General features: G+C 71.3%; 5 protein-coding genes. 3 read left to right on the forward strand and 2 right to left on the reverse strand.

The features are described 5' to 3' along the window. Window positions 1-110: 110 nt before the first annotated feature. Window positions 111-293, reverse strand: coding sequence for a helix-turn-helix domain-containing protein (locus tag AB0I53_RS09690; protein WP_358599172.1), 183 nt, complete (start codon window positions 291-293; stop codon window positions 111-113). Beyond that, window positions 263-868 carry an AraC family transcriptional regulator gene (locus tag AB0I53_RS09695; protein WP_358599175.1) on the reverse strand — a complete coding sequence of 202 codons (606 nt, stop codon included), beginning with the start codon at window positions 866-868 and terminating at the stop codon, window positions 263-265. The genes AB0I53_RS09690 and AB0I53_RS09695 overlap by 31 nt, the downstream gene beginning before the upstream one ends. 203 nt (window positions 869-1,071) lie before the next feature. Here AB0I53_RS09695 and AB0I53_RS09700 point away from each other — a divergent pair, with 203 nt between their 5' ends. The 3 genes from AB0I53_RS09700 to AB0I53_RS09710 all read left to right on the forward strand — a co-directional run bounded on the left by AB0I53_RS09700 (window position 1,072) and on the right by AB0I53_RS09710 (window position 3,774). After that, window positions 1,072-1,584 (forward strand): NAD(P)H-binding protein, encoded by a 513-nt coding sequence (locus AB0I53_RS09700; protein ID WP_358599178.1) that lies wholly within the window; start codon window positions 1,072-1,074, stop codon window positions 1,582-1,584. Window positions 1,585-1,607: 23 nt separating this feature from the next. Next, window positions 1,608-1,751, forward strand: coding sequence for a hypothetical protein (locus AB0I53_RS09705; protein ID WP_358599181.1), 144 nt, complete (start codon window positions 1,608-1,610; stop codon window positions 1,749-1,751). A gap of 406 nt (window positions 1,752-2,157) precedes the next feature. Then, a complete protein-coding gene (locus AB0I53_RS09710; RefSeq protein ID WP_358599184.1) occupies window positions 2,158-3,774 on the forward strand; it encodes an FAD-binding oxidoreductase in 1,617 nt (538 codons plus the stop codon). Window positions 3,775-3,986: the final 212 nt, after the last annotated feature.

The raw sequence follows: 3,986 nt of genomic DNA on the forward strand, positions 1-3,986 counted from the left end.
CCGGTCGACACCGCCTACGCCTGCGACGTCTGCGATCAGACCTTCGAGCGCCCGGACGTCCTGGCCCGGCCGGGCACGACCGCGTTCGCGTCCTATGTGGATTCGCTGCGCTAAGCCGGTGCGCATTCGGCGCCCTGGTGGCAGGCCTGGCGGTACTTGCTGGGGCTGACTCCGTGGAATCGCTTGAAAGCCGCGCTGAAGCCGAAAGCGTCGGCGTATCCGACCCGATGCGCTATCGCGGCGACCGGCGCGGTGGATTCGGTCAGCAGATCGGGGCCAAGGTCATCCGCCATTCGGTCAGGTACGTCAGCGGCGGCTCGCCCACCAGCTTGGCGAACCGGCTGGCCAGCGTCGTGCGCGACACCCCCGCTTCGCGGGCCAGGGCGGCGAGCGTCCAAGGCTTGTCCGGTGCGGCGTGCATCGCCCGGAGCGCCGCGCCGATAGCGGCGTCGCCCAACGCCCGGAACCAGCCGGGCGGAGCGGATTCCGGCCGGTCGAACCAGCCCCGCAGCGTGCACACCAGCAGCCAGTCGAGCAACCGGTCGAGCACGACCTGCTGCCCCGGTGGGCTCATGGCGATCTGCGAGTCCAGGAAGCCGCGGATCGATGAGCAACCGTCCCCGTCGGGCACCACCAGCACGGGCGGCAGCACGCCCAGCAGCCGCTGCGACACCTTGCCCCGCACGCGGTACGTCCCGGTCAGCAGCACCGTGCGATCGGCAGGCTCCGCGCGTGCCGGTTCCGCCGGGCCGGGCCGGTCGGAGATGACGAAAGGCCCTGGGCCGCGCGCGATCGCGGCGTCACCGGCCCGCACAGCCGCGGCTTTTCCCCACAGGAGATCCAGCCTTCGCCCTGCAGCGGCGCGCACAGCGTCAAGGATGCCTCGTCCGCGAACCGCAGTGCCCACGGCGGAGAAAGCTCCGTTCGGCTGAAACCGGCGCGTCCGCGCGTATTCCCCGCAGCAGATCTTCGAACGGGTCCATGAACTTCACGATAGCGGCGGACGATCGGACATGTTCCGCGTACGACGAGCCATGTCCGTCCCGCGCCGCGACCAGTTGACTGCTGATCATGACGACACAAACGGATTCGATTCTGGTGCTGGGCGCGACGGGCAAGACCGGAGGGCGGCTGGTGCGCACGCTGCGGGCGGCGGGCAAGCGCGTTCGGGCCGCGTCCCGCTCCGGCGAGGTGCGGTTCGACTGGGCCGACCAGAGTACCTGGCCGGCCGCCCTGGACGGGGCGTCGGCGGTTTACCTCGTGGCTCCCGAGAACCCGGCGCTGGCCCGGATTTTCGTCCAGCAAGCGGCCGCGGCGGGCGTCGGCCGCTTCGTGGCGCTGTCCGGGCGAGGCATCGAGCAGGTTCCCCCGGAGCCCTTCAAGAGCGTGATCGCGGCGGAGCAGGCCGTGCGCGAATCCGGTGCGGAGTGGTCGATCATCCGCCCGAACAACTTCAACCAGAACTTCGACGAGGCCTGTGGCGCGCACCGTTGCGAGGCGGTCGGCTGGCCCTGCCCATCGGCTCCGCACCGGAGCCGTTCATCGATGCCCAGGACGTCGCCGATGTCGCCGCGGTCCTGCTGACATCGGACGGCCACCACGGGAAGGTGCACGAACTCTCGGGGCCTCGGGCGCTCACCTTCGGCACGCCCGTCGAGATGATCGCGAGGGCGGCGGGGCGACACATCCGCTACGCGGAGCTCGCGCCCGAGGAGTACCGGGCCGAGCTCGTGGCCGGGGGAGCGTCCTAGGACGACGTCGAGGAGATCGCCGCGATGCGCGCCGGACACCTGGCCGAGCCCGGAGACGGGGTGCAGCGAGTGCTCGGGCGTGAACCGGTCGATTTCGGCGACTTCGCCGCCCGGGCCGCCGCAGCCGGCGCCTGGTCGTAGTCGGGAGGGCGAGCGGGCCGCCGGGTGCCGGGCCGGTCCCGTCATGCGGGTAGGCCGAACGGAGCAGCCACCGAGAGTGAGTCATCACGTGATCACGTGATGTCTTTCGGCGGATGGGGCTACACGATTGGGCGTAGCCGCCCGTGGTCGACGCTGCGGCCGCGACTCTGCGTCATCTGCCTTTGCTCCATGAGGTCGACGCCGGTCCGGCCTGTCCGCGGATCGCGACGGCGCAGGGGACCAAGTCACTCTCGGAGGAGTTCGCATGAGCGCGTTATCGCGCCGCAACCTGCTCACCTGGACAGCGGCGCTCGGCGGCTCGGCCGCCGTCCTCTCCACCACCGAAGCACTCGCGACACCATCAGTCCCGCAGCAGGCCGGACCGGCCGCCAACCCGGCCATCACCGTCGGGCCCTCGGACGTCCGCTTCGCCGGCCTGACCCGGGGCCAGAACCAGCGATTCGTGAGCAATCCCGAAAGTGTGTGCCTGCCCGCCACGACGGAGCAGGTGGTCGCCGCCGTCGGCGACGCGGTGCGGGGCGGCAAGCGCATCGGTGTGCGCAGCGGTGGGCACTGCTACGAGAACTTCGTCGACGGCCCCGACGTGCGGGTCCTCATCGACATGACGCAGATGAACGCGATCGCCCACGACACGAAGATGAACGCGATCATGGTCGAGGCGGGCGCCGAGCTCGGCGACGTCTACGACACGCTCTACAAGCGGTGGGGCGTCTGCCTGCCCGGCGGCTCCTGCTACACCGTCGGCGTCGGCGGGCACGTCACCGGCAGCGGGTACGGGCCGCTGAGCCGCCGGCACGGCTACATCAGCGACCACGTGTACGCGGTGGAGGTCGTGGTGGTCGACGCCGGCGGGAGAGCGCGGGCGATCGTCGCGACCAGGGAGGCCAACGACCCCAACCGCGAGCTGTGGTGGGCGCACACCGGCGCCGGCGGTGGCGCTTTCGGCGTCGTCACGCGGTTCTGGTTCCGCGCCCCGGACGCCACCGGCACCGACCCGGCGAAGCTGCTGCCGGTCCCGCCGCGGGATGCCTGGATCCACCGCCGCGAGTGGGCCTGGGACCAGATGACGCCCGAGCGGTTCGCCCGGCTGGTGCGGAACTACGGCACCTGGATGGAGCGCAACAGCGGCGCGGACAGCCCCTACATCGGGATGTTCTCCCGGCTGGAGCTGACGACCCGCGCGCACGGGCCGTTCCACCTGGTCGTGCAGATCGACGCGGGCCTGCCAAACGCGGAGCGGCTGCTCAACGACTTCCTCAACGCGGTCGGCGAGGGCGTCGGCGTGACGCCCACCGTCACCGACCACCGGAAGCTGCCGTGGCTGCACGCGACCGGCTGGCCCGGGATGTGGATGAGCAACCCGACCGACCGCTACAAGTACAAGTCCAGCTACCACCGCAAGGGCTTCACCGACGCGCAGATCGCCGCGCTGTACGAGCAGCTGACCAACACCGACTACGCGCAGCTGCCATTCGTGGTGTCGATCGCGTCCTTCGGCGGCAAGGTGAACACCGTCGCGCCCGACGCGACCGCCAACCCGCACCGCGACTCGGTGATGAAGCTGCTGTGGGGCACCGCCTGGCAGGGCGCCGCGGACGACGCCCACCACGTGGGCTGGCACCAGCGGTTCTACCAGGCCGTCTACCGGGACACCGGCGGCGTGCCGGTGCCCAACGACGTCACCGACGGCTGCTTCATCAACTACTGCGACATCGACATCAGCGACCCGAAGTGGAACGCCTCGGGCGTGCCGTGGCACGACCTGTACTTCAAGGGGAACTACCGGCGCCTGCAGCAGGCCAAGAAGGCCTACGACCCGGGCGACGTGTTCAAGCACGCCCAGTCGATCAGGCTGCCCTGACCGGATGCGGAGCGGCCGCGGGTGGCGTCACCACCACCCGCGGCCGCGTCGCGCGCGGATCGGGGTGCGCCGGGCGGTGATTTCGCGCCGAACCGCCACCCGGCACGCACGGGGTGGGGGGGGGGGGTAGGGGATACGCCCCCCCCCCCGGCGAGGGGCCCGGCGCCGGCGCGAGGCGGGGCCGGACCCACGACCCCCCCCCCGGGGCGTGA

This window comes from Saccharopolyspora sp. NPDC050389, assembly GCF_040655595.1.
Lineage (GTDB): Bacteria > Actinomycetota > Actinomycetes > Mycobacteriales > Pseudonocardiaceae > Saccharopolyspora.